Below are 22040 nucleotides of genomic sequence, written 5' to 3'. Positions count from 1 at the left end.
GCGCTTCTGCCCGTTTTTTTTAACGCTGGAAAAATTCGATCCATTCGCCGTCAGGTCCTTCAATGTAAAAGTAGCGGTACCCGTTCGGAAGCGTCGTGATTTCTTCATCGATAAATACGGCGCCCTGACGCATTGCATGCGTGAATTCCGCCGCGATATCTTCAGTTAATAAAGCGATATGATGCACTTTTCCTTCTGCGGGGAGCTCGCTGCTGTAGCCTTGAATCAGCTCAATCTCCGTCTCAGGCCCTTCCTGAAAGCCGAGAAAAGCAAGTTCAATAATGCCGTTCGTATGAGTGATACGATCCTTTAACTGCATACCGAGAACGTCTTGGTAAAAAGCAATGGATGTTTCAATATCTTTGACCATAATGCCTGTATGGTCGATTCTTTTGGCTGTCATGGTTTTCCCCCTGTTTTGAATTTTTCGGGACAATGCATGTTTTATGGTACGATAAGAGAAAGCAAAACGAAAGAGGAATGCACAATGAAGCTACTTACAGTGAAAGATACATTTGCCGGAAAGCTGAAAAAAGGATTCCCCCTGATTGAAAAAGACGCTCTGTCCGGAAGCTCGGCTCACTTAACAGAGGGCGATCTTTTTGATGTGACATCCGAGAAGGGCGAATTTATCGGGAAAGGCTATTACGGTTTGCAGAATAAAGGAGTCGGCTGGGTGCTGTCCCGTGCGAGAGACGAACAAATCGACGGACGTTTCTTTCTGGACAAGCTGAAAAAAGCGGCTGAAGGAAGAGCCCATCTTTTTAAGGCGCCCGATACGACGGCGTTCCGTCTGTTCAACGGTGAGGGCGACGGCATCGGCGGCGTCACGATTGATGTCTATGACGGTTATCTGCTGATTCAGTGGTACAGCAAAGGCATTTACGCATATAAGGACAGTTTGATTGAAGCGATTGACGGCCTGGAGCTTTCTTATAAGGCGATCTACGAAAAGAAACGGTTTGATACCGCCGGACAGTACGTGGAAGACGACGACTTTGTCAAAGGTGAAAGAGGAGACTTTCCGGTCATTGTTCAAGAAAACGGCATACAGTATGCGGTGGATTTAAACGACGGGGCGATGACGGGCATTTTCTTAGACCAGCGTCATGTACGCAAAGCGATTCGGGACAAGTATGCAAACGGCAGACGGGTGTTGAATACGTTCTCTTATACGGGGGCATTTTCGATTGCGGCGGCGCTTGGAGGAGCTGAGAAAACGACCAGTGTCGATGTCGCCAACCGCAGCCTTGCAAAAACGATTGAACAGTTCAGCGCCAACGGAATTGATTACGAAGCACATGATATTAAAGTCATGGATGTTTTCAAATACTTCGGCTATGCGGAGAAAAAAGGGCTGGCGTTTGACCTCATCATTCTTGACCCGCCTTCTTTCGCCCGTACAAAAAAACGGACGTTCAGCGCGGCGAAAGATTATAAAAACCTGCTGAAGGAAACGATCGCCATCACCGCAAAAAACGGCATCATCGTTGCATCGACAAACAGCAGCGCCTTCAATATGAAGAAATTTAAAGGCTTTATAGAGACCGCCTTTAAAGAAACAAACGAGCGTTACGACATTTTGGAAGAATATACGCTTCCGGAAGATTTCAAAACGATTCCCGCGTTTAAAGAAGGGAACTATTTGAAAGTTGTTTTCTTACGGAAAAAATAAACAAAAAAAGCCGGGCATGCAGCCCCGGCTTTTTTTCTATTCAATAATCTGCTGGACCCGGCCGATTCGCCCGTCCTCCAGGCGAACCTTAATGCCGCGCGGGTGGAAGCTTGAGTTCGTCAAAATATCTTTCACGATTCCTCTTGTCAGTTTTCCTGAACGCTGATCGGCTTTCAAGACGATATCGACTTCAAGCCCTTTTCTGATGCTATTTCGCTGCTGGCCGTTCATATGACACATCCGTTCTTCAATCTTTTCATTTCATGTCTTATCATATCGTGTTTTCGTCTTTTTATGAAGGACAGACTGATTGATCTCTGGCAAATAAAAAAGACCGCTCTGTCAGGAGCAGTCTTTTATGACATAAACGAAAGCAAAATCGGGGCCGCGCACAGCGTCATAATCGCGGCGAGAATCATGGACACGCTTGAGATCGTACCTGAAACGGAGCTGAGCTCAAATGCTTTAGATGTTCCCGCTCCGTGTGCGCTTGTTCCGAGCAGCACGCCCCGGGCAATTTCGTTATCAATGCGGAAATAGCGGATGACCATCGGCCCGATGATCGTTCCCAATAAAGCCGTTAAAATGACGAAAACCGCTGTAACGGCCGGCATCCCGCCGATCATTTCTGATACGTTCATGGCAATCGGCGTCGTCACTGATCGCGGCACGAGACTGTCGACTAAGCTGCTGCCGAGATGGAACCATTTTGCGATAAAGGCCGTTGACAGAATGGCGATACATGAACCGACCGCTACGTTCAAAATAATTTCCACGGCGTATTTCTTTAAAATCGGGAAATATTTATAAAGCGGGATGGCGAACGCCACTGTTGCCGGCTGAAGCATATCGGTCAGCAGTCCGCCGCCGAGATTGTATGTCTGATACGGGACATTGACAAGAAGCAGCAGTACGACCAAAACAGCGGGCGTAATCAGAAGCGGCGACGTATACACCCGCGGAAAACGAATGTAGAGTTTTTTCGCGCCCAAATACACTAAGACAGTTAAGAATAAACTTATGATTCCGATGAACACGTTTGTTTTTTCTCCTTTCTTTTTGCTATCAGCTGTGTAAGCGTACCTGTTGAAACCATCACGACAAATGTGCTGATGATGACGACAAGTAAAATGCTTACACCGAATTTAGACATAATATCTCCGTATTCAATCACTCCGACGGCAGACGGGATGAAAAACAACAGCAGCTCACCGAGGAGCCATGCTGCGCCAAGCTCGATCCATTCAAGCTTGATAATCTTGAAATGCAACAATGTGAAAAGAATCACAATCCCGATTATACTGCCGGGAATATTTATATGAAGAGCCGCCGTGACCCAATTGATCAGACGCGCAAATATAAACAGCAGAGCGATTTGAATAACGGTAAGCAACAATTTTTTCATAATGATGCCTCCCTTATATTTATATTGTACATAAGGTTTTGCTATAGGTAAAATATATATAAAGAATAATATGTATTCCTTTTGTCTATAGAAAGGATGAAATGAAATGGACATCCGGCACTTGACGTATTTCTTGGAAGTGGCCCGTTTGAAAAGTTTTACAAAGGCTTCGCAGTCACTGTATGTTTCACAGCCGACAATTTCAAAAATGATTAAAAATCTGGAGACGGAGCTCGGCATCAAGCTGTTTTACCGCAATGGCCGGCAGGTTGAACTGACTGATGCCGGACAGAGCATGTATGTGCAGGCGCAGGAAATCACAAAGTCATTTCAAAACCTGACATCAGAGCTGAATGATATTATGGAGGTAAAGAAAGGGCACGTCCGCATCGGATTGCCGCCGATGATCGGGTCGGGCTTTTTCCCGAGAGTGCTCGGTGACTTCCGCGTCACATATCCCGATGTGACGTTTCAGCTCGTAGAAGACGGCTCTATTAAAGTGCAGCAAGGTGTGGAGGACGGCTCGCTTGATATCGGGGTCGTCGTGCTTCCCGCGAATGAAGAGATTTTTCATACGTTTACAATCGTAAAGGAAACCCTCATGCTCGTCGTCCATCCGTTACATCGGCTCGCGGACGAGAAAGAATGCAGTCTTCACGAATTGAAAGAAGAGCCGTTCATCTTTTTCAGGGAGGATTTTGTCCTTCACAATCGAATTATGACGGAATGTGTGAAAGCCGGGTTCAGGCCGCATGTCATTTATGAAACGTCACAGTGGGACTTTATCAGCGAAATGGTATCGGCCAATCTCGGCATCGGCCTGCTGCCGGAAAGAATCTGCCGCGGCCTTGATCCTGAGAAAGTCAAAACCATTCCGCTCGTTCACCCGGTCATTCCGTGGCATTTAGCCATCATTTGGCGGAAGGACCGCTACATGTCCTTTGCCGCCAGAGCCTGGCTGGAACATACAAAATCGTACTTGTGGAATCCGAAAAAGAGAAAAAAGGATGATTAAGCATGGATGCACAAACCGCAGCTCAACACTTGAGTAAAGTGCGGGAGCAATGCCCGCTCGTTCACAGTATCACCAATAACGTCGTCACGAACTTCACCGCCAACGGCCTGCTCGCGCTCGGCGCATCGCCCGTTATGGCTTATGCAATTGAGGAGGCCGCCGACATGGCGAAAATCGCCGGAGCGCTCGTCCTGAATATAGGCACCCTCAGTCCGGCATCGGTTGAAGCTATGATCGCCGCGGGAAAATCAGCCAACGAAAACGGCGTTCCGGTCATTTTTGATCCGGTAGGCGCCGGCGCCACGCCGTTTCGGACGGCATCAGCCCGCAAAATCATACAGGAGGTCCGCTTGTCCGTCATTCGCGGAAATGCCGCGGAAATCGCCAATATTGCCGACGTATCCGATTGGAAGATAAGAGGCGTGGATGCTGGGGAAGGCGGAGGAGATACGCTTCAGCTCGCCAAGACGGCTGCAAGCGGGCTGAAAACGGTCATTGCGATTACCGGAAAAACTGACATCATCTCTGACGGCACCTGCACATACGCCGTTCATAACGGTGATAAACTGCTGACGAAGGTGACGGGGGCGGGATGCCTGCTGACGTCTGTAATCGGAGCCTTCTGCGCAGCGGGCCAGGATGTTCTGCAAGCGGCGGTTTCAGCCGTTTCTGTATACGGAAGCGCCGCTCAGCTTGCCGCTTTGGACACGTCTCACAAGGGCCCGGGCAGCTTCCAGATTGAGCTTTTAAACAAGCTGGCAAGCATTTCAGAACAAGAAGCGGCTGAGCTTGCTGCAATTGAAAGGATGACAGAAAAATGACGCGTATTTCTCGGGAAATGATGAAGGATATGTTATCGGTTTATTTTATTATGGGATCAAATAATACTGACGCAGACCCCGTGTCTGTGGTGAAAAAAGCCATAGAGGGCGGCGCTACGCTTTTTCAATTTCGGGAAAAGGGGAGCGGTTCTTTAACAGGGGAGGAACGTGTCCAGTTTGCAAAGCAGGTGCAGGATGTCTGCAGACAGGCCGGCATTCCTTTCATCATTAATGATGATGTTGAATTGGCCTTGCGCCTTAAGGCGGACGGAGTGCATATCGGCCAGGATGACGCAGACGCTGCAGAAACGAGAGCGGCAATCGGTGATATGATTCTCGGTGTATCAGCACATAATGTCTCCGAGGTGAAGCGGGCGGAAGCTGCCGGAGCCGATTACGTCGGAATGGGACCGGTCTATCCGACCGAAACGAAAAAAGATGCTGAAGCTGTGCAGGGCGTTACATTGATTGAAGAAGTGCGGCGTCAGGGTATCACCATTCCGATTGTGGGAATCGGCGGCATTACGGCGGCGAATGCGGCGCCCGTTATTAAAGCGGGAGCAGACGGCGTCAGCATGATCAGCGCCATCAGCCAAGCCGATGATCCAAAAGAGGCGGCGCGCAGATTTTTTGAAGAAATTCAGCGTTCCAAAGCAAAAAGCTGACATGTTTCTGTCAGGAGGGCTGTCCGGGGAGGACGGCCCTTTTTTTGTATGCGCAACTTTTTATTGACAAAGGCCGAGATCGGACTATGATTATGATATATAATGATAATCATTTTCAACTACAGGAGGTGCATGATGGCACGGAAGCTTGCTTTCATGTTATTCAGCCTGCTCGTCATAGCCAGTTCTTCTGCCGTGGCGAAAGGCGCTGATCCCATCGCTTCACTTATCAGCCTGAATCAGCAAATGATCCAATCTGCAAAGGACGGAAACCTGCAATCCGCCGAAAAAACATTTTCACAATTCAAAACAGTATGGAAAAGAGAAGAGCCTGCTATTAAAAAAGAAAATCTATCTTCCTATTCAAAAATGAACTCCAATATCGCAATGATTTCACTTTCTTTGCTTAATAAAGACACAAAAAAGGTACAGGCGGAGCTTTCTGAGCTGGGGTCCCATTTAGAAACCTACCGGCAGGCCGTCACATTAAAAGGTGCAGCCGGCGGGAGCTCAAGGCTTACACTCTCAGCCTATATTCAAAGCTTAAAAGAGACAAAACAGCTGATCAAAAGCAGCCAAACTGCTGAAGCCCAAGCAAAAATCGATCAGCTTGTCACGAATTGGCTGGCTGTCGAAGGAGACGTCGTATCCCAATCCAAAACGGCCTACACAACCTCAGAAGAGAATCTGGCACTCATGAAGGCGGAAGCCGAAAACCGCCCGGATCAGGCCGTTAAACATATTGACGAAATGATTCAGCTCCTTGAGCCGATTGCGTCAAGCAGCTATAGCTGGCTGGACGCCGCTCTTATCCCGATAAGGGAGGGAATGGAGGCGCTTCTTGTGATCGGCGCGCTGTTGACGATGACGAAAAAAGCCCGGGTCACCCGTTCATCCGCTTGGATCTGGGGCGGAGCGTCACTCGGCATGCTCGTCTCTCTCGGGGCGGGAGTCGGCGTCACCCTGCTGTTTTCCTCAAACATTTTCGGAGAAAACAATTTTCTGCTCGGCGGCGTGACCGGCATTCTGTCTGCCGTGATGCTCCTGTTTGTCGGCGTCTGGCTCCACCGCAACGCTTCAATGGATAAATGGCGGGAAAAAATCAATACACAAAAATCGCAGGCGCTTAAAAAAGGAAGTCTGCTGTCCTTCGCGCTGATCGCCTTTTTGGCAGTTGTCAGAGAAGGGCTTGAAACGGTAATCTTTTTTATCGGCCTCGTCGGCAAGCTGCCGCTTACCGAATTAATAGGAGGAACCGCAGCGGGATTGCTGATCCTTACGGCAGCGGGTTTTCTCATGATTAAGCTCGGAATGCGGATTCCGTTAAAGCCGTTCTTTCTGCTGTCCATGGCCGTCGTTTTGTATATGTGCGTGAAATTTCTCGGTACGGGCATCCACAGCCTGCAGCTGGCGGATATTCTCCCGTCTGACGCTGAAAGCTGGCTTCCGTCGGTATCGTTTCTCGGCATCTATCCGTCGGTTTTCAGCACCATTCCGCAGCTGTTCATCATTGGCTTTTTAGCCGCAGCACTCATCATGGAAGCCGTAAAATTAAAATCGAATAGAAGGGAAGTTGCAAAATGAAACAGATCCGGAAAGCGGCTTTATCAGCCGGCTTACTCCTCGCTCTGTGCTCGGGCTGCGGCGCTCAGCAGTCAGCGTCTGACAAAGGAGCTGAAAAAAACAGTGTAAATCAGGACATCAAAGCATCAGTGGACAAAATGGAGGATATTCTGACCAAACTGAATGAATCCGTTAAAAAACAAGACCGGAAAGGCATTCAGCAAAAAGGAAAAGAACTGAACAGCTACTGGCTCTCATTTGAAAATAAAATCCGCGGAGATTATCCGTTTGAATACACGGATATCGAAAAGCACCTGCAGCCGATTTATACAGAAGCACAAAAAGATAAGCCTGATACAGAGAAGATTAAATCGGAATCTATATCGCTGACAGCCTCGCTGGAGGAGCTGACGGGCGCTGGAAAAAGCAGCAAAAAGGCCAGTGACCAGCTCAAAAAAGCGGCTGGTGACTATAAAACATATGTCAAAGAACAGAGCGATCAGCTTGTAAAATCGACCGAAGCGTTCACAGACGCCGTCAAGGCGGGGAACATCGATCAAGCGAAACAACTTTATCCGAAGGCGCGCGTCTATTATGAGCGAATTGAACCGATTGCCGAAAGCCTCGGCACGCTTGATCCGAAAATCGACGCCAGAGAAAATGATGTGGAAGAAGGCGGCAAATGGACGGGCTTCCACAAGCTTGAAAAAGCGCTCTGGAAGGACAATCAGATTTCTGGCGAAAAAGAAACGGCCTCCGTCCTGTTAAAGGATGTGAAGAAGCTTGACGGTTCTGTCGCTTCTCTCAAACTGACACCTGAACAAATCGTCGCCGGCGCCATGGAGCTTCTGAATGAAGCGGGCATCTCAAAAATCACGGGTGAAGAAGAACGTTACTCCCGCATTGATTTAACAGATCTGGCCGCCAACGTCGAAGGCTCAAAAGCCGTCTATGAAACAGTGAAAAGCGCACTTGTGAAAGATCATTCCGGCGTCACGGAAAAACTTGATACGGAATTCAGCGAATTTGAAGTTTTGATGTCGAAATACAAAACAGGCGATCATTCGTATACGCCTTATGATAAATTAAGTAAAGATCAAATCAGAGAGATAAGCACGAAGCTGACGGCCCTTTCTGAAACCATGTCGAAGATTGCCGATGTGCTTTAAAAGGAGTTATGACACAGCATGAGCGATGAACAAAACAAGGAAAAACAGATCCACAGACGGGATGTCCTGAAGTGGGGCGCCGTAGCGGGCGCCGCCGTCGCTGTGGGAGCGAGCGGCCTCGGAGGACTCGCTCCGCTCTTCAAACCGGCGGCCACCGCTTCAAAGAAGAGTGAAGGAAAAAGTGATAATGACCAAATCGTTCCTTTTTACGGGAAGCACCAAGCGGGAATCACAACGGCGCATCAGACGTATGTTTATTTTGCGGCGCTTGATGTCAAGTCAAGCGACAAAGCTGATGTCATCTCCCTCTTCAGAAATTGGACCAGTCTGACGCAGCTGCTGACCTCAGGCGCCGCTTTGTCAGGCGAGCAAAAAAATAAATATATGCCTCCGCAGGATACCGGGGAGTCGCAGGATCTGGCACCGGCGAATTTAACCGTTACCTTCGGCTTCGGCGCCGGATTTTTTGAAAAAGACGGGAAGGACCGCTTTGGGCTGAAGGATAAAAAACCGAAGCACCTCGCTGACATTCCGCCGATGCCTAACGACAAGCTCGATCAGAAACAAGGCGGCGGTGATATCGTCATTCAGGTCTGTGCGGATAATGAACAAACGGCGTTCCACGCGGTGCGCAATCTGATTAAACAGGCTGTCGGCGTGTGTGAAGTCCGTTTTCTCAATAAAGGTTTCTTAAGCGGCGGGAAAAACGGCGAAACCCCGCGCAACCTTTTCGGATTCAAAGACGGCACCGGCAACCAAAGCACAAAGGATGAAAATCTGATGAATTCAATCGTTTGGGTTCAATCAGGGGAGCCGGACTGGATGACGGGCGGCACGTACATGGCGTTTAGGAAAATTAAAATGTTTTTAGAAATATGGGACCGTTCATCCTTGAAGGAACAAGAGGATACGTTTGGGCGAGTGAAAAGCTCGGGCGCTCCTTTCGGACAAAAAAAGGAGACTGATCCCGTCAAGTTGAATCAAATTCCCGCCGACTCGCATGTCAGCGTGGCGAAATCAACCGGCAGACAGATTCTGCGGCGGGCGTTTTCTTATACGGACGGAATCGACCCGAAGACGGGCTATGTTGACGCAGGCCTGCTGTTTATCAGCTTTCAAAAAGACCCGGACCGCCAATTTGTCCCGATGCTGAAAGCTTTGGCGGCAAAGGATGCGCTGAATGAATACACACAAACGATCGGCTCTTCTTTATTCGCCTGTCCCGGAGGCTGTAAAAAAGGAGAATATATCGCCCAGAAGCTGCTGGAATCGTGACACCTTCCATATGGAAGGTGTTTTTAAAAAACACTTGTAACTATTTTTGTTACAACGTAAAATAAAAAGGAAAGGAGACATACAATGACACTGCAGATTAAAGTATATACTGATTATGTATGTCCGTTTTGCTTTGTCGGCAAAGCGGCGTTTGAAGAAGCAATCAAGGACAAGGACGTACAGGTGGAATGGATGCCGTTTGAATTGCGTCCGAGCCCCTCACCGAAACTTGATCCGGTAAATGATCCCGCAAAGCGGCAGATGTGGAAAAATTCAATTGAACCGATGGCGCAGTCTTTAGGCGTTGAGATGACATTCCCACGCGTATCACCGCATCCCTACACGGATTTGGCGTTTGAAGGTTTTCATTTTGCGAAGGAACATGGGAAAGAAAGCGAATACCATACACGCGTTTTTCAGGCATTCTTTCAGGAAGAACAAAATATCGGTGACATAGACGTGCTGACAAAGCTCGCGGAAGAAGCCGGACTTGACGGCGTCGCGTTCAAGGAGGCGCTTGAGACAAGAGCATACAGGGACGTGCAGCGGGAAGCGCTCCGCCATGCCTATGAGGAAGCCGGCATTACAGCAGTGCCGACGTTTATCATCGGCGATGAAAGAATCCCGGGCGTCGCGGGAAAGGAAATTTTCGAACAAATCATTGAACGGGAATTGAATAAACGTTAATCCGTAAAAAGCCCTCTTTGCATCAGCAAGAGGGCTTTCCCATATAGTGTTGGACAAATATTTGTCTGTCCGCTTCATACGCCGCGGCGTCAAAGGAGTCACCGCAAAAATGAAGGCACCAAGGGTCTTTCTGGCAGGCGACAGCGACTTGATAGCCGTGTTTTTGAAATTCGAGCGACTGTGATGTGTCATAAAAATGAAAGCCTTGAAACAAATCCTCTCGCCACTCCATGTCATATTGAGCGGCCATTAACAATCCGTCAATGGCGTCAGCGGGCATAAACAGTCCGTCTTCATCACCGTTCTCGAATTCAAGCGGATGGTAAGCATTCCTGCGCTTTCCCCATCCGCTGCCCGCTTTCCCGCCAAATGCCGTTCGGCGGAAGCGTTTTGCAGCCCGCGACACCGAGAAGACCGAGCTCACGGTGAGATTGAAAGATATGAAGCATGTCTCGCAGGAAATGCTGATGAATGATAAATGTATCCTGATGCAGATACATTTTATATTTTGGAAGGGTGTTTCAGCGCTTTGTTGTAGGAGGAGGCCATGCTTTCTGAATCGTATATCGGCATGATATCAACGGAATGTGAAGGGGGAACGGTAAGCTTCAGAATATGGTTTTTGCATCGGGAGTAGAGCGACTCATCATTCACGCAAATGACAAACAGAAATGAATGTGCATCCATTACATGCTCCTCTCGGCCTCAATCACGTATTGATAGGCCGATGCTTCTGTCAGAAAATCATGTCTTATGCCAAGCTGTACGCATACTTCGTGCAATGAGGCGATGGCCCGGTGATAAGAGGGATGATCAACGCGGATCGCCTCAATGCGTTTCACCTCGTAGCCTGCCGCTTTAAATAATAAAAGAGTTTCTTCCCGGGTAAAAAAACGCAGGTGGGTCTGATCCATTAACCCGGCGTCCCTGTAAGTCCATTTGCCGGCTAAAAGCTCCAGCACCACTGAGATGTGGCCGACATTCGGTATGCATGCAAGCACCGTGCCGTCTTTTTTGACATACGGGCGAAGCTTTTTCAGCACTGACCACGGGTCGACAAGATGCTCCAGAACGTCTCCGAACAGCATACAATCGAATTGTTCTGATTCGTACGGAAGAATGGCGGATTCAATGTCGCCGCAAAGCACATGGCTCAATTTACTTTCCGCCTTTTTTGCTGCTTCGGGAAACGCTTCAATGCCGTAAACCGTTATTCCGCGGTCTTCAATCGCCGCGCCTAAATTGCCCGTGCCGCAGCCGACATCGAGCACTGTCCGCCAGTTTTTGTCTATTTTGTTTAATAAATAAGGATTCAGGCCTTCGTAGTAGCTCTGTTGTTTTTCATCATAATAGGGATTCGTATCCATCCGTGTATCACCTCATAAATGGGCATAATACACAAGATATGCAGCGGGGGGATCTCATATCACCATGTTTGGCTGGTTCAGGTAGCGGAATGGGGCGGGAATGGTTGTCCGTTCACGGTTTTGTACTCTGATTCCCCTCTTAAGATGGCAGTGTTCCTTTGAAAACTCGGGTGAAAGGATCCGCCTGTAAATCTTACTGCTGGCGGATGGTGTTTTTCATTGGTGTTTTTTTCTTCACCGCTTTTTCAGTATTTAAGAATCGCCTTACATCGTCAATGTGCAAACCCATGATTCTAGCTTCTTGAATTAACAATTGCCAATCTTGATCTATATTCTTCATTACATGAGTTTTCATAAGAACCTCCAATTGAAAAAATGATTTGCCCAGCTACAGCAGCCAATGTGTAACAAATATCACACATAGTTGGCCGGTAATCCCAAATTGAAGATGAATTCACCTACCTATTCCCTAAAAAAATGACTGAAATAACCAAAATCCTTCAAGAATTCTTACGTATAATAATAAACAAATAAATACTGACTGGATAGTATGTAAATAAAAATAAATCATATGACCTATTAACATTTACCCTTTGATCGTCGACTAGCATATTCTTTTTGTATAAAAAATACCGCAAAAGAATGATTCGGTGTAAGATAAAGTGAATGATCAAACAGCTGGGGTAAAAAATGAAAAAAAACAAATTTCAAATTAAGAGAGAAGAAACATTTGAAAGTTTTATTGACGCAGGCCTTCATCTTCTGATTGACAGAGCTTACGATTCAGTCTCAATCGATGACATCAGTAAAGCGGCGGGTTTCAGCAAAGGCGCGTTTTACGTTCATTTTGAAAGCAAGGAAGATTTTCTGAAGCATTTGTTAGACAGGCGTCAGATTAAAAAAAGGATCATCACGGGCTATCTCGACGAATTAGAAAAGCAAACAGCGCGGCCGTTGACGCTTTGTGAAGCCGCGGCAAGCGCAGCAAGCCTGTTGATGCGGTTTGTAAACAGCAAGCCTGCCTGGAATGTGGTGTCTTTTGCCGTTCATATGCCTACTTACAAAGTCGTCAGTGAATATGAGGCGTATATCCGCCTGTATAAGTTATGGATAGAAGAAAGCACCATGTACATAAATTGGCTCAAATCGAGAAATTTAATAGAAGACCATATAGATACCGAGCATACCGCTAACATGATGTGCGCGCTCATCGACGGGATGATTAAGCAATCCAATGTGCTGGGAAGGCCGGTTGCTTTCCGCAGCATGTTTGACGCGTTCTATGTTTTTGTCAGCGGCAGAAAATCAGGGTAACGTTCTTCTTGATTTGACAAAAGGTTTAGAAAAGTTTTTCAGAAAGCGAGGAACTGCCATGCGTTACAGAGAAATTATGATGTATATCATTATGGGTGTGTTCACGACGATCGTGAACATCGTCAGTTTTTACATTCTGACGGCGGTATTTGAGATGGATTACAAGGCGGCGACCGTCGCCGCTTGGGTTCTGTCCGTTCTATTTGCATATGTCACGAATAAACTGTATGTATTTCAGCAAAAAACCGCGGGGATGCGGAGTCTGATGAAAGAATTGACTGCCTTTTTCAGCGTGCGGGTTTTGTCTCTCGGCATAGATCTCGCGATGATGATTCTTTTGGTCAGTCAATTTCACATGAATGAAACGTTGGCGAAAATCGCCGATAACGTCATCATCGTAGTCGTCAACTATGCTGCCAGCAAGTGGATTGTTTTCAGAAAAGCGAAAGAAGGGGGCGTGTCATAACGGTTTCTTTCCGCGCCCGGGGGGAAAGAGTAACGGTGAAAGGGGATGCGTATGAAACACAAAATAAAGAAAGCGTTTGCTGATGTATTCGGGGAATCGGAGGGTCTGCGTCTTTTCTTTGCGCCCGGCAGAGTGAATCTCATCGGGGAGCATACGGATTATAACGGGGGCTGCGTCTTTCCGTGCGCGCTGACGATCGGTACATATGCAGCCGTCAGAGAAAGAGGGGACAGGCTCGTCAGAATGTACTCTCACAATTTTAAGGAAGCAGGCATAAAAGAATGCAGTCTCGATGATATCCGCTATCAGAAAGAGGACGGGTGGGCCAATTATCCGAAAGGGGTCATGGCGGAATGCCTCCGCAGCGGTTTTTCCCTTCCGCACGGCTTCGATATTGTATTCTGGGGAAATATCCCGAACGGCGCAGGGCTGTCATCATCAGCTTCTATTGAACTTGTCACGGCGGTCATTCTCAAGGAATGTCATGAGCTTGATACGGATATGCCCGATTTGGTGAAACTGGCTCAAGCGGCGGAAAATTCCTTTATCGGCGTCAGCTGCGGCATTATGGATCAATTCGCCGTCGGGATGGGAAAGAAACATCATGCGATCCTGCTGAATTGCGGAACGCTCGCCTTTGAATATATTAGACTCGGGATGTCGGGACTGTCGATCGTGATTGCGAATACCAATAAAAAACGGACGCTTGCAGACTCAGGCTATAATACGAGGCTCAAGGAGTGCCGGGAAGCGCTTTATGATCTGCAGAAGCACCTTTCCATTCAGTCGCTGGGGGAGCTGTCTCCCTCCGCTTTTGATTCGCATGCGGAGCTGATTCAGAATGAAGTGAACAGGCGCCGGGCGAAACACGCCGTCTATGAAAATCACCGCACCAAAAAGGCAGCCGGCATGTTCAGTAACAATCAGCTTCATCATATCGGTGAATTAATGAGGGATTCGCATCTCTCGTTACGCGATGATTACGAGGTGACAAGTTTTGAGCTGGACACACTGGCTGAAGCGGCCTGGCGCCACGAGGGGGTTGTCGGGTCAAGGATGACGGGAGCCGGTTTCGGAGGCTGTACGGTCAGTATCGTCAAGGATGATGCGGTTTCAGATTTTATTGAAACGGCAGGAGCCTGCTATGAGGAACAGACCGGGGGAAAGGCCGATTTTTATACGGCGGACATCGGAGCCGGAGCGAGAGAACTAAGGGGGGATGACGATGGCGATTGAGCGGCATGTGGAACGTTTAATCCGGTACGGACTGCAAAAAGAGCTGATTTCCTTTCTTGATATTGAATATACAAGAAACCGTTTATATGAAACTTTGCATATCACCCATCCGGCGCCATCAGCACGGACGGAAAATGAATCGGAGGCATCTCTGCCGGACATACTGGCCCCGATTTACGAATGGGCGGCAGCAACAGGCCGGATTGCAGCCGATACAGACACATATCGCGATCTGCTGAGTGCGAAGATCATGGGCTGCTTTGCCCCGCAGCCGTCTGAGATTGTCCGGCGCTTTGAAGAAACAAAGGCGGTGCACGGGCCGGAGCAGGCGACAAAGGCATTTTACCGATTTTCAGAGGATGTGTATTATATCCGTTCGGACAGAATTCAGCGGAATATCGGGTGGACGGCTGAGACGGCTTACGGAAAGCTGGATATCACGATCAACCTTTCAAAACCTGAAAAAGATCCGAAAGCAATTGCCGCTGCCAAAGAGCAGCCTCAATCCGAGTATCCGAGATGTGTTCTCTGTAAAGAAAACGTCGGGTACGAAGGGAGGCCGGATCACCCGGCGCGTCAAAACCTTCGCGTCATTCCGGTGATTCTCGGCGAGGAGCAGTGGTTTCTGCAATTTTCTCCGTATGTGTATTACCGGGAGCATTGCATCGTATTGAAAGACCGGCACGAACCGATGAAGATCAGCAAAAAAACGTTTGACAGGCTGCTGGCGTTCGTCAGCCAGTACCCTCACTATTTTCTCGGTTCCAATGCTGATTTGCCGATTGTCGGCGGCAGTATTTTAAGCCACGATCATTTTCAGGGCGGCGATCATGAATTTCCCATGGCGCAGGCGGAGACAGAAAGCCGTTACAGGCTGCCTGATTATCCGAAGACGAAGATGGGCATTGTGAAGTGGCCGATGTCGGTCATCCGCCTGCAAAGCGAGAGCGCATCTGAGCTATCTGACGCGGCGGACACCATCCTGCGGGCATGGCGCGGCTATACCGATGAAGCGGCGGATATCCTCGCTTATTCAGGGGAAACACCGCACAATACAATTACGCCGATAGCCCGGCGGAGAAACGGTTTATTCGAATTAGATCTCGTCCTCAGAAATAACCGCACCTCTGATGAACATCCGCTGGGAATTTTTCATCCCCATCAGGAAGTTCATCATCTGAAAAAAGAAAATATCGGACTGATTGAGGTGATGGGGCTGGCGATTCTGCCGGGGCGTCTTGAACAAGAGTTGAAACGCACGGCTGAAGCGCTGTGCTCACCGGACCCGGATGCGGCCTTAACGGCCGATCCTTTTGCGGCCAAGCATAAAGATTGGGCGCTCGGCGTGCTGCATAAGCGGAAGGTAACGGAAGAAAACGCGGAACAGATTCTAAAAGAAGAAATCGGCCATGTCTTTGCGCGGATATTGGAGCATGCCGGCGTCTTTAAACAGACAGAAGAAGGCAGAGCGGCTTTCCGGCGGTTTATCGGCCATTTGCACGCTCTGCCTGAAAAAAGCCTCATCCCTTAAGGGACGAGGCTTTTTTTTATCCTCTGCTTCTGGCGATCAGACTGAATAAGAATACCACGATCGCCGCTCCGATGATTGCCGGAATGATGGCAAAGCCGGCAAGGTGAGGGCCCCATGTGCCGAGCAGGCCGTGCCCGATCCATGCGCCGATCAGACCTGCGATCATTGACCCGATAATCCCCCCGGGCATACTTCCTTTTACAAATAAACTTCCGATCCAGCCGATAATAATGGCAACAATCAGAGATACGATAAAACTCATAAATATCACTTCCTATTTTTTATTATTTATGCCTATATGATTCCTTCGTTTTGTCTATATTAAACATAGGAATGTGTTTTTTATAATGAACATATCAAGGCGCGTTCCGGTCTTTTTTTTCCCTATGCGTTGCGTTAAAATGGTAACCGTGTGAAAAGGTGAGAGCAAAGGGAAATTATTTTCTTTATGGAATGGTTAACAAAATGAAACTTTTTGTTGACCCGCGTTTTTTATTGTGGTAAACCTTTATTTGGTATTATTCATTCTCACTATCTTTTTTCTCTATATATGCTAAATGATCTAAAACTTTTTATGTTTGATTTACGCAAGTGAAAAAAGTTCATGCATTTTTTGACGATTTTGTGACATTAGGGCGAAAAAAAGATGAACTTTAGAAAAAAATAAAGCTAATAAGAGCAGATTTTGATAGCATAACAAGGTAGATAGAGAAAAGATTTTGAGAAAGTACATTTCAGATTCACTACATCAATAGGAAGGATGGTGATCTTCTTGTTCAGAGCATTTAAACCGTTACTTTTATTAGCGATGTTGGCTGTTGTTTTCGTACTGGGCGGATGCAGCGACATTTCCGTGTTAGATCCGAAAGGACCTGTAGCAGACCAGCAAAAAGATCTGATTCTCTTGTCAATCGGATTTATGCTGTTCATTGTCGGCGTCGTATTCGTACTATTTACAATCATTTTAGTGAAATACCGCGACCGCAAAGGCAAAGACAGCGGAAATTACAAGCCTGAGATGCACGGCAACACGTTCTTAGAAGTAGTCTGGACAGTGATCCCAATTTTAATTGTCATTGCACTTTCTGTGCCTACCGTACAGACGATATATTCGTTAGAAAAAGCGCCTGAAGCGACTAAGGATAAAGAACCGCTTGTCGTTTATGCTACTTCGGTAGACTGGAAATGGGTATTCAGCTACCCTGAGCAGGATATTGAGACGGTAAATTACCTGAACATTCCTGTAGACCGTCCGGTATTATTTAAAATTTCTTCAGCAGATTCAATGGCGTCGCTATGGATTCCTCAGCTTGGGGGACAAAAATACGCGATGGCGGGAATGCTGATGGATCAATACTTACAGGCTGACAAAGTGGGAACATATGAAGGCCGCAACGCGAACTTCACCGGCGAACACTTTGCCGACCAGAAATTCAACGTAAAAGCCGTTACGCAAAAAGACTTTAACAGCTGGGTGAAAAAAGCCCAAAACAATTCTCCAAAGCTGACGAAAGAGAAGTATGACGAACTGATGCTTCCGGAGAATGTCGGTAAATTAACGTTCTCTTCTACACACTTAAAATACGTTGACCACGGCCAAGATGCCGAATATGCGATGGAGGCGCGCAAACGCCTTGGCTACAAAGCCGTATCACCGCACTCTAAAACAGATCCGTGGGAAAATGTAAAGAAAAACGAATTTAAAGTATCCGACGATAAACAAGATTGAAATTGAACAAGAAAGGAGGAAGCCCGAATGAAATTGAGATGGGATGAATTTTTTGTAACAGGTGACCCATTAATTCTGGGCGCACAAGTTTCCATTGCGCTTTCCACTATTGCTATCATCGTTGTACTCACATACTTCAAAAAGTGGAAGTGGCTCTGGTCTGAATGGCTTACGTCCGTAGACCATAAGAAGCTTGGAATCATGTACATTATCTCTGCTGTTATCATGCTGTTCCGCGGCGGGGTAGACGGCTTGATGATGCGTGCCCAGTTAGCGCTTCCTAATAACAATTTTTTAGACTCAAACCACTATAATGAGATCTTTACGACTCACGGTACGATCATGATTATCTTCATGGCGATGCCGTTTTTAATCGGTCTGATCAACGTTGTCGTACCTTTGCAGATCGGTGCGCGCGACGTAGCATTCCCGTACTTGAACAACCTGAGTTTCTGGACGTTCTTCGTAGGTGCGATGCTATTCAATATTTCTTTCGTTATCGGGGGTTCTCCGAACGCAGGCTGGACGAGTTACATGCCGCTGGCAAGCAACGACATGAGCCCTGGGCCTGGTGAGAACTTCTACCTGCTCGGTCTTCAGATTGCCGGTATCGGTACGCTGATGACGGGTATCAACTTTATGGTGACAATCCTGAAAATGCGTACGAAAGGCATGACGCTGATGCGTATGCCGATGTTCACATGGACGACGCTGATTACAATGGTTATTATCGTATTCGCCTTCCCTGTTCTGACAGTGGCATTGGCGCTCTTATCATTTGACCGTTTGTTCGGCGCTCACTTCTTCACGCTGGAAGCCGGCGGTATGCCGATGCTTTGGGCTAACTTATTCTGGATTTGGGGACACCCTGAAGTTTATATCGTTATCTTACCGGCATTCGGTATTTTCTCTGAAATTATTTCAGCTTTTGCAAGAAAGCAGTTATTCGGTTACAAAGCGATGGTCGGCTCTATTATCGCCATTTCCGTCCTGAGTTTCCTTGTATGGACTCACCACTTCTTCACAATGGGGAACAGTGCGTCTGTTAACTCTTTCTTCTCGATTACAACGATGGCGATTTCGGTTCCGACCGGGGTTAAAATCTTTAACTGGCTCTTTACGATGTATAAAGGCCGAATCAGTTTTACAACACCGATGCTGTGGGCGCTTGCGTTCATCCCGAACTTCGTTGTCGGCGGGGTAACAGGGGTTATGCTCGCGATGGCTGCAGCGGATTATCAATACCATAATACGTACTTCCTTGTATCTCACTTCCACTATGTGCTGATCGCGGGTACGGTATTTGCTTGTTTCGCAGGATTTATTTTCTGGTATCCGAAAATGTTCGGCCACAAGCTGAACGAAAGAATCGGAAAATGGTTCTTCTGGATCTTTATGATCGGATTTAATGTATGTTTCTTCCCTCAATACTTCCTGGGGCTGCAAGGTATGCCTCGCCGTATTTACACTTACGGACCGAATGACGGATGGACTACGTTAAACTTTATTTCAACTGTCGGAGCCTTCATGATGGGTGTCGGATTCTTAATCCTTTGCTACAACATCTACTACAGCTTCCGCTACTCTACTCGCGAGATCAGCGGAGATTCATGGGGCGTGGGACGTACGCTTGAGTGGGCGACTTCATCTGCGATTCCGCCGCACTACAACTTTGCGGTGCTTCCTGAAGTGAAATCTCAAGATGCGTACCTGCAATTGAAAGAAGACAAAACGGATATTCATCCGGAAAGCAAATTCAAAAAAATCCATATGCCGCACAACTCCGGCAGACCGCTTATTATGTCAGTCGCGTTCGGTTTTGCAGGCTTCGGACTTGTATTTGAATGGTTCTGGATGGGCATTGTCGGCTTGATCGGCATTCTGCTTTGCATGGTGCTTCGTTCATTTGAATATGACAATGGCTACTATATACCTGTTGAGGAAATAAAAGAGACGGAAAGAAAGATTTCCGAATAAAGGAGGCGTGATTTATGGAACATGCAGAACACGGCAATTCTAACGCGCCTATGGAATATCAATCTGAAACCGGCAGACTCAATATTCTCGGGTTTTGGATCTTTTTAGGGGCAGAGATTGTGTTGTTCTCAACACTATTTGCAACCTTCTTCGTTCTTCAAAGAAGAACAGCAGGAGGGGTCTTACCGGCTGAATTATTTGAAGTTAAGCTTGTCATGATCATGACATTCCTGCTTCTGATCAGCAGTTTCACCTGCGGGATCGCTGTTCATGAAATGCGTCGCGGAAGTTTAAAAGGCGTCGTCATTTGGACGATCATTACGCTTCTTCTCGGCGCGGGCTTCGTCGGATGTGAGCTTAACGAGTTCATCCACTATGTACATGAAGGAGCATCTCTCGGTACAAGTGCTTTCTGGTCTGGATTCTTCGTCCTTCTGGGAACGCACGGAACGCACGTAACGATCGGTATCTTCTGGATTGCCGGCATCTTACTGCAATTGAAGAAACGCGGATTAACGCCGCAGACGTCTTCAAAAATCTTTATCTCAAGTTTATATTGGCACTTCTTAGACGTTGTTTGGATTTTCATCTTTACAGGCGTCTATCTCATCGGATTGGGGGGACTATAATATGGCAAACAAATCTGCTGAACACAGCCACTTTCCGTGGAAGCATATCGTAGGTTTTGCGTTGTCTATTATTCTGACCCTGCTGGCCCTTTGGGTTGCGGTATATACAGATTTAAGCTCATCAGCAAAACTTTGGATCATTTTCGGATTCGCATTTATTCAAGCCGGCCTGCAGCTTCTCATGTTCATGCACATGACAGAAAGCGAAAACGGCGGAATTCAAGTCGGAAACACGCTCTTCGGATTTTTCGGAGCGATTGTTATCATCCTTGGTTCCATCTGGATCTTTGCGGCGCACTACCAACACGGTGACCATATGGATGGAAACCCTCCAGGCGGTGCGAAACAACATTCCGAACATCAGGAATAAAAAGAAACCCTCTTCGTTCAGGCGAAGAGGGTTTTTTGTGCCTTTATCGGCTTCTTCTCCGGCGCAGGTGCGGAAGACCGTAAATGATAAAGGCGGCGATATGGGCAACGATGACGTTGACGGCAAACAGGATGATCATGAGTGTGTGGCCGAGAGGGGATAGACTGCTGGTTGCGTAAAAGTAGAAGAAAACCCACATTAAAATGATTGGCGGTATGGCCGAGAGGGCCACTTTTTTGTTATCCAGCCAGATAAAGAGGGGTGTTGCGCTTGCGACCAGTAAATAAGCAAAAAACATGTCCATCTTACATGTCTCCTTTCATTTTATGGCAACGTTTCCAAAATGAAATACAGAGAATAAAATGTGTCTGTTTTGTGGTCGTTTTTTGAACATTTTGTTACAATTATTATACCATGTTTTCCAATTTTTGATACCGCTTTTTCGAGAAATGTATTGCAACTATTGCCTCATTTTTGGATAGGTACAAGAAACCGGAAAGGTCAAACACCTGTCACATTTTCGTACAATGGAGTGGCGCAGGCTGTGAACCTTTGCTATGGTCAAAGAAAATATGCACAGCAAGGGTGGTTGAAGTGCACGTAAGGAAAGAAGATGTAACAGCGCCGGATGTCATTGCGCATTTGCAGGCGCATCTGAAGAGCATGACCCTGCATTCTCCCCCGGAGAGTATACACGCGCTCAATGCGGACCGCCTGCGCCAGCCTGACGTTACGTTTTGGAGTGCGAGGGAAGACGGCGTCCTGCTTGGCTGCGGCGCCTTAAAGTAGCTGAACAGCCGGCACGGTGAGGTGAAATCAATGAAAACCTCTCCACAGCATGTCAGAAAAGGCGCGGCCAAACGAATCCTTCACCATATAATTGAAGAAGCAAAACGGAGAGGCTATCAGCGGATCAGCTTGGAAACCGGTTCGATGGATGCTTTTCTCCCCGCCAGACGCCTGTATGAAAAAACCGGGTTTCAATATTGTGGACCGTTTGCAGACTACAATGAGGATCCGAACAGTTTGTTTATGACATTAAACATGAGATGAACCCCCTTTTCTGACGAGAAGGGGGTTTTTTATCAGAAAAGTTTCACCATGACCGAAACATTTCCTTTTCTGACACGTCATATGTCGTGTAGT

Annotated in this window: 24 protein-coding genes and 2 pseudogenes; 17 read left to right on the top strand and 9 right to left on the bottom strand. The window is 47.4% G+C overall.

Features of this window, described 5'->3' with window-relative positions; genetic code table 11:
* Positions 1 to 19: 19 nt before the first annotated feature.
* Positions 20 to 403 (bottom strand): VOC family protein, encoded by a 384-nt coding sequence (locus tag AC1DN5_RS02995; protein ID WP_016937502.1) that lies wholly within the window; start codon positions 401 to 403, stop codon positions 20 to 22.
* An 84-nt stretch (positions 404 to 487) separates the two neighbouring features.
* Between AC1DN5_RS02995 and AC1DN5_RS02990 the strand changes: the two genes are divergently transcribed.
* A complete protein-coding gene (locus AC1DN5_RS02990; RefSeq protein ID WP_327814847.1) occupies positions 488 to 1675 on the top strand; it encodes a class I SAM-dependent rRNA methyltransferase in 1188 nt (395 codons plus the stop codon).
* 36 nt (positions 1676 to 1711) lie between these two features.
* Here the strand turns inward: AC1DN5_RS02990 and AC1DN5_RS02985 are convergent, their stop codons facing one another.
* From AC1DN5_RS02985 to AC1DN5_RS02975, 3 genes are all read right to left on the bottom strand, one after another.
* Positions 1712 to 1906, bottom strand: coding sequence for a YwbE family protein (locus tag AC1DN5_RS02985; protein ID WP_016937504.1), 195 nt, complete (start codon positions 1904 to 1906; stop codon positions 1712 to 1714).
* Between the two features lie 125 nt (positions 1907 to 2031).
* Entirely contained in the window at positions 2032 to 2712 is a 681-nt protein-coding gene (locus AC1DN5_RS02980; RefSeq protein WP_012118753.1) for a CidB/LrgB family autolysis modulator, read from the bottom strand.
* On the bottom strand, positions 2694 to 3080 hold the full coding sequence (locus AC1DN5_RS02975; RefSeq protein WP_016937505.1) for a CidA/LrgA family holin-like protein: 387 nt from the start codon (positions 3078 to 3080) through the stop codon (positions 2694 to 2696). Before AC1DN5_RS02975 ends, AC1DN5_RS02980 begins: the two co-directional genes overlap by 19 nt.
* Before the next feature lie 106 nt (positions 3081 to 3186).
* On the opposite strand from AC1DN5_RS02975, the gene cidR reads away from it, so the two are divergent.
* The 7 genes from cidR to AC1DN5_RS02940 all read left to right on the top strand — a co-directional run bounded on the left by cidR (position 3187) and on the right by AC1DN5_RS02940 (position 10275).
* The gene (gene cidR / locus AC1DN5_RS02970; RefSeq protein WP_016937506.1) at positions 3187 to 4095 is read left to right on the top strand and encodes a cidABC operon transcriptional activator CidR; all 909 of its coding nucleotides are present in this window, start codon (positions 3187 to 3189) and stop codon (positions 4093 to 4095) included.
* 2 nt (positions 4096 to 4097) lie between these two features.
* Positions 4098 to 4916, top strand: coding sequence for a hydroxyethylthiazole kinase (thiM, locus tag AC1DN5_RS02965; protein ID WP_366969882.1), 819 nt, complete (start codon positions 4098 to 4100; stop codon positions 4914 to 4916).
* Positions 4913 to 5581, top strand: a complete 669-nt coding sequence (thiE, locus tag AC1DN5_RS02960) for a thiamine phosphate synthase (protein ID WP_366969881.1) — start codon at positions 4913 to 4915, stop codon at positions 5579 to 5581. Before thiM ends, thiE begins: the two co-directional genes overlap by 4 nt.
* A gap of 135 nt (positions 5582 to 5716) precedes the next feature.
* Positions 5717 to 7165, top strand: coding sequence for an FTR1 family protein (locus tag AC1DN5_RS02955; RefSeq protein WP_366969880.1), 1449 nt, complete (start codon positions 5717 to 5719; stop codon positions 7163 to 7165).
* A complete protein-coding gene (gene efeO, locus AC1DN5_RS02950; protein ID WP_327814843.1) occupies positions 7162 to 8313 on the top strand; it encodes an iron uptake system protein EfeO in 1152 nt (383 codons plus the stop codon). Before AC1DN5_RS02955 ends, efeO begins: the two co-directional genes overlap by 4 nt.
* A gap of 18 nt (positions 8314 to 8331) precedes the next feature.
* On the top strand, positions 8332 to 9588 hold the full coding sequence (gene efeB / locus AC1DN5_RS02945) for an iron uptake transporter deferrochelatase/peroxidase subunit (RefSeq protein ID WP_047475941.1): 1257 nt from the start codon (positions 8332 to 8334) through the stop codon (positions 9586 to 9588).
* Positions 9589 to 9672: 84 nt separating this feature from the next.
* Positions 9673 to 10275 (top strand): DsbA family oxidoreductase, encoded by a 603-nt coding sequence (locus tag AC1DN5_RS02940; protein WP_366969879.1) that lies wholly within the window; start codon positions 9673 to 9675, stop codon positions 10273 to 10275.
* 22 nt (positions 10276 to 10297) lie between these two features.
* Here the strand turns inward: AC1DN5_RS02940 and AC1DN5_RS02935 are convergent.
* From AC1DN5_RS02935 to AC1DN5_RS02925, 3 genes and pseudogenes are all read right to left on the bottom strand, one after another.
* Positions 10298 to 10962 (bottom strand): annotated as a pseudogene (locus tag AC1DN5_RS02935) (glycosyltransferase family protein).
* Positions 10962 to 11642, bottom strand: a complete 681-nt coding sequence (locus AC1DN5_RS02930; RefSeq protein ID WP_327814842.1) for a class I SAM-dependent methyltransferase — start codon at positions 11640 to 11642, stop codon at positions 10962 to 10964. The pseudogene AC1DN5_RS02935 and the gene AC1DN5_RS02930 overlap by 1 nt, the downstream one beginning before the upstream one ends.
* A 193-nt stretch (positions 11643 to 11835) precedes the next feature.
* The gene (locus AC1DN5_RS02925) at positions 11836 to 11997 is read right to left on the bottom strand and encodes an anti-repressor SinI family protein (RefSeq protein ID WP_016937514.1); all 162 of its coding nucleotides are present in this window, start codon (positions 11995 to 11997) and stop codon (positions 11836 to 11838) included.
* A 335-nt stretch (positions 11998 to 12332) separates the two neighbouring features.
* Here AC1DN5_RS02925 and AC1DN5_RS02920 point away from each other — a divergent pair, with 335 nt between their 5' ends.
* From AC1DN5_RS02920 to galT, 4 genes are all read left to right on the top strand, one after another.
* A complete protein-coding gene (locus AC1DN5_RS02920) occupies positions 12333 to 12956 on the top strand; it encodes a TetR/AcrR family transcriptional regulator (RefSeq protein WP_016937515.1) in 624 nt (207 codons plus the stop codon).
* A gap of 79 nt (positions 12957 to 13035) precedes the next feature.
* A complete protein-coding gene (locus AC1DN5_RS02915; protein ID WP_032864817.1) occupies positions 13036 to 13422 on the top strand; it encodes a GtrA family protein in 387 nt (128 codons plus the stop codon).
* 51 nt (positions 13423 to 13473) lie between these two features.
* A complete protein-coding gene (locus AC1DN5_RS02910) occupies positions 13474 to 14658 on the top strand; it encodes a galactokinase (RefSeq protein ID WP_366969878.1) in 1185 nt (394 codons plus the stop codon).
* Positions 14648 to 16189: a UDP-glucose--hexose-1-phosphate uridylyltransferase gene (galT, locus tag AC1DN5_RS02905; RefSeq protein WP_366969877.1), complete on the top strand. Its 1542-nt coding sequence runs from the start codon at positions 14648 to 14650 to the stop codon at positions 16187 to 16189. The genes AC1DN5_RS02910 and galT overlap by 11 nt, the downstream gene beginning before the upstream one ends.
* A gap of 16 nt (positions 16190 to 16205) precedes the next feature.
* On the opposite strand, the gene AC1DN5_RS02900 is transcribed toward galT, so the two are convergent.
* Positions 16206 to 16451 carry a GlsB/YeaQ/YmgE family stress response membrane protein gene (locus tag AC1DN5_RS02900; RefSeq protein WP_014419187.1) on the bottom strand — a complete coding sequence of 82 codons (246 nt, stop codon included), beginning with the start codon at positions 16449 to 16451 and terminating at the stop codon, positions 16206 to 16208.
* Positions 16452 to 16952: 501 nt separating this feature from the next.
* Between AC1DN5_RS02900 and qoxA the strand changes: the two genes are divergently transcribed.
* The 4 genes from qoxA to qoxD are packed head-to-tail and all read left to right on the top strand — an operon-like array spanning position 16953 to position 20894.
* Positions 16953 to 17918, top strand: coding sequence for a cytochrome aa3 quinol oxidase subunit II (qoxA, locus tag AC1DN5_RS02895; RefSeq protein WP_366969961.1), 966 nt, complete (start codon positions 16953 to 16955; stop codon positions 17916 to 17918).
* A 27-nt stretch (positions 17919 to 17945) separates the two neighbouring features.
* A complete protein-coding gene (gene qoxB / locus AC1DN5_RS02890; protein WP_016937520.1) occupies positions 17946 to 19895 on the top strand; it encodes a cytochrome aa3 quinol oxidase subunit I in 1950 nt (649 codons plus the stop codon).
* Between the two features lie 14 nt (positions 19896 to 19909).
* The gene (gene qoxC / locus AC1DN5_RS02885; RefSeq protein WP_003150930.1) at positions 19910 to 20524 is read left to right on the top strand and encodes a cytochrome aa3 quinol oxidase subunit III; all 615 of its coding nucleotides are present in this window, start codon (positions 19910 to 19912) and stop codon (positions 20522 to 20524) included.
* A 1-nt stretch (position 20525) separates the two neighbouring features.
* Complete coding sequence (qoxD, locus tag AC1DN5_RS02880; RefSeq protein ID WP_045925758.1) at positions 20526 to 20894, top strand: cytochrome aa3 quinol oxidase subunit IV; 369 nt, start codon at positions 20526 to 20528, stop codon at positions 20892 to 20894.
* Between the two features lie 43 nt (positions 20895 to 20937).
* Here qoxD and ywcE read toward each other — a convergent pair whose 3' ends face one another.
* The gene (ywcE, locus tag AC1DN5_RS02875; protein ID WP_016937522.1) at positions 20938 to 21198 is read right to left on the bottom strand and encodes a spore morphogenesis/germination protein YwcE; all 261 of its coding nucleotides are present in this window, start codon (positions 21196 to 21198) and stop codon (positions 20938 to 20940) included.
* A 290-nt stretch (positions 21199 to 21488) separates the two neighbouring features.
* Here ywcE and AC1DN5_RS02870 point away from each other — a divergent pair.
* Positions 21489 to 21947, top strand: a pseudogene (locus tag AC1DN5_RS02870) (GNAT family N-acetyltransferase).
* Positions 21948 to 22040: the final 93 nt, after the last annotated feature.

It is taken from the genome of Bacillus sp. 01N42_2 (genome assembly GCF_056399565.1).
The sequence above is the reverse complement of the archived record's forward strand: the minus strand, read 5'-3'. Positions and strand labels throughout refer to the sequence as shown.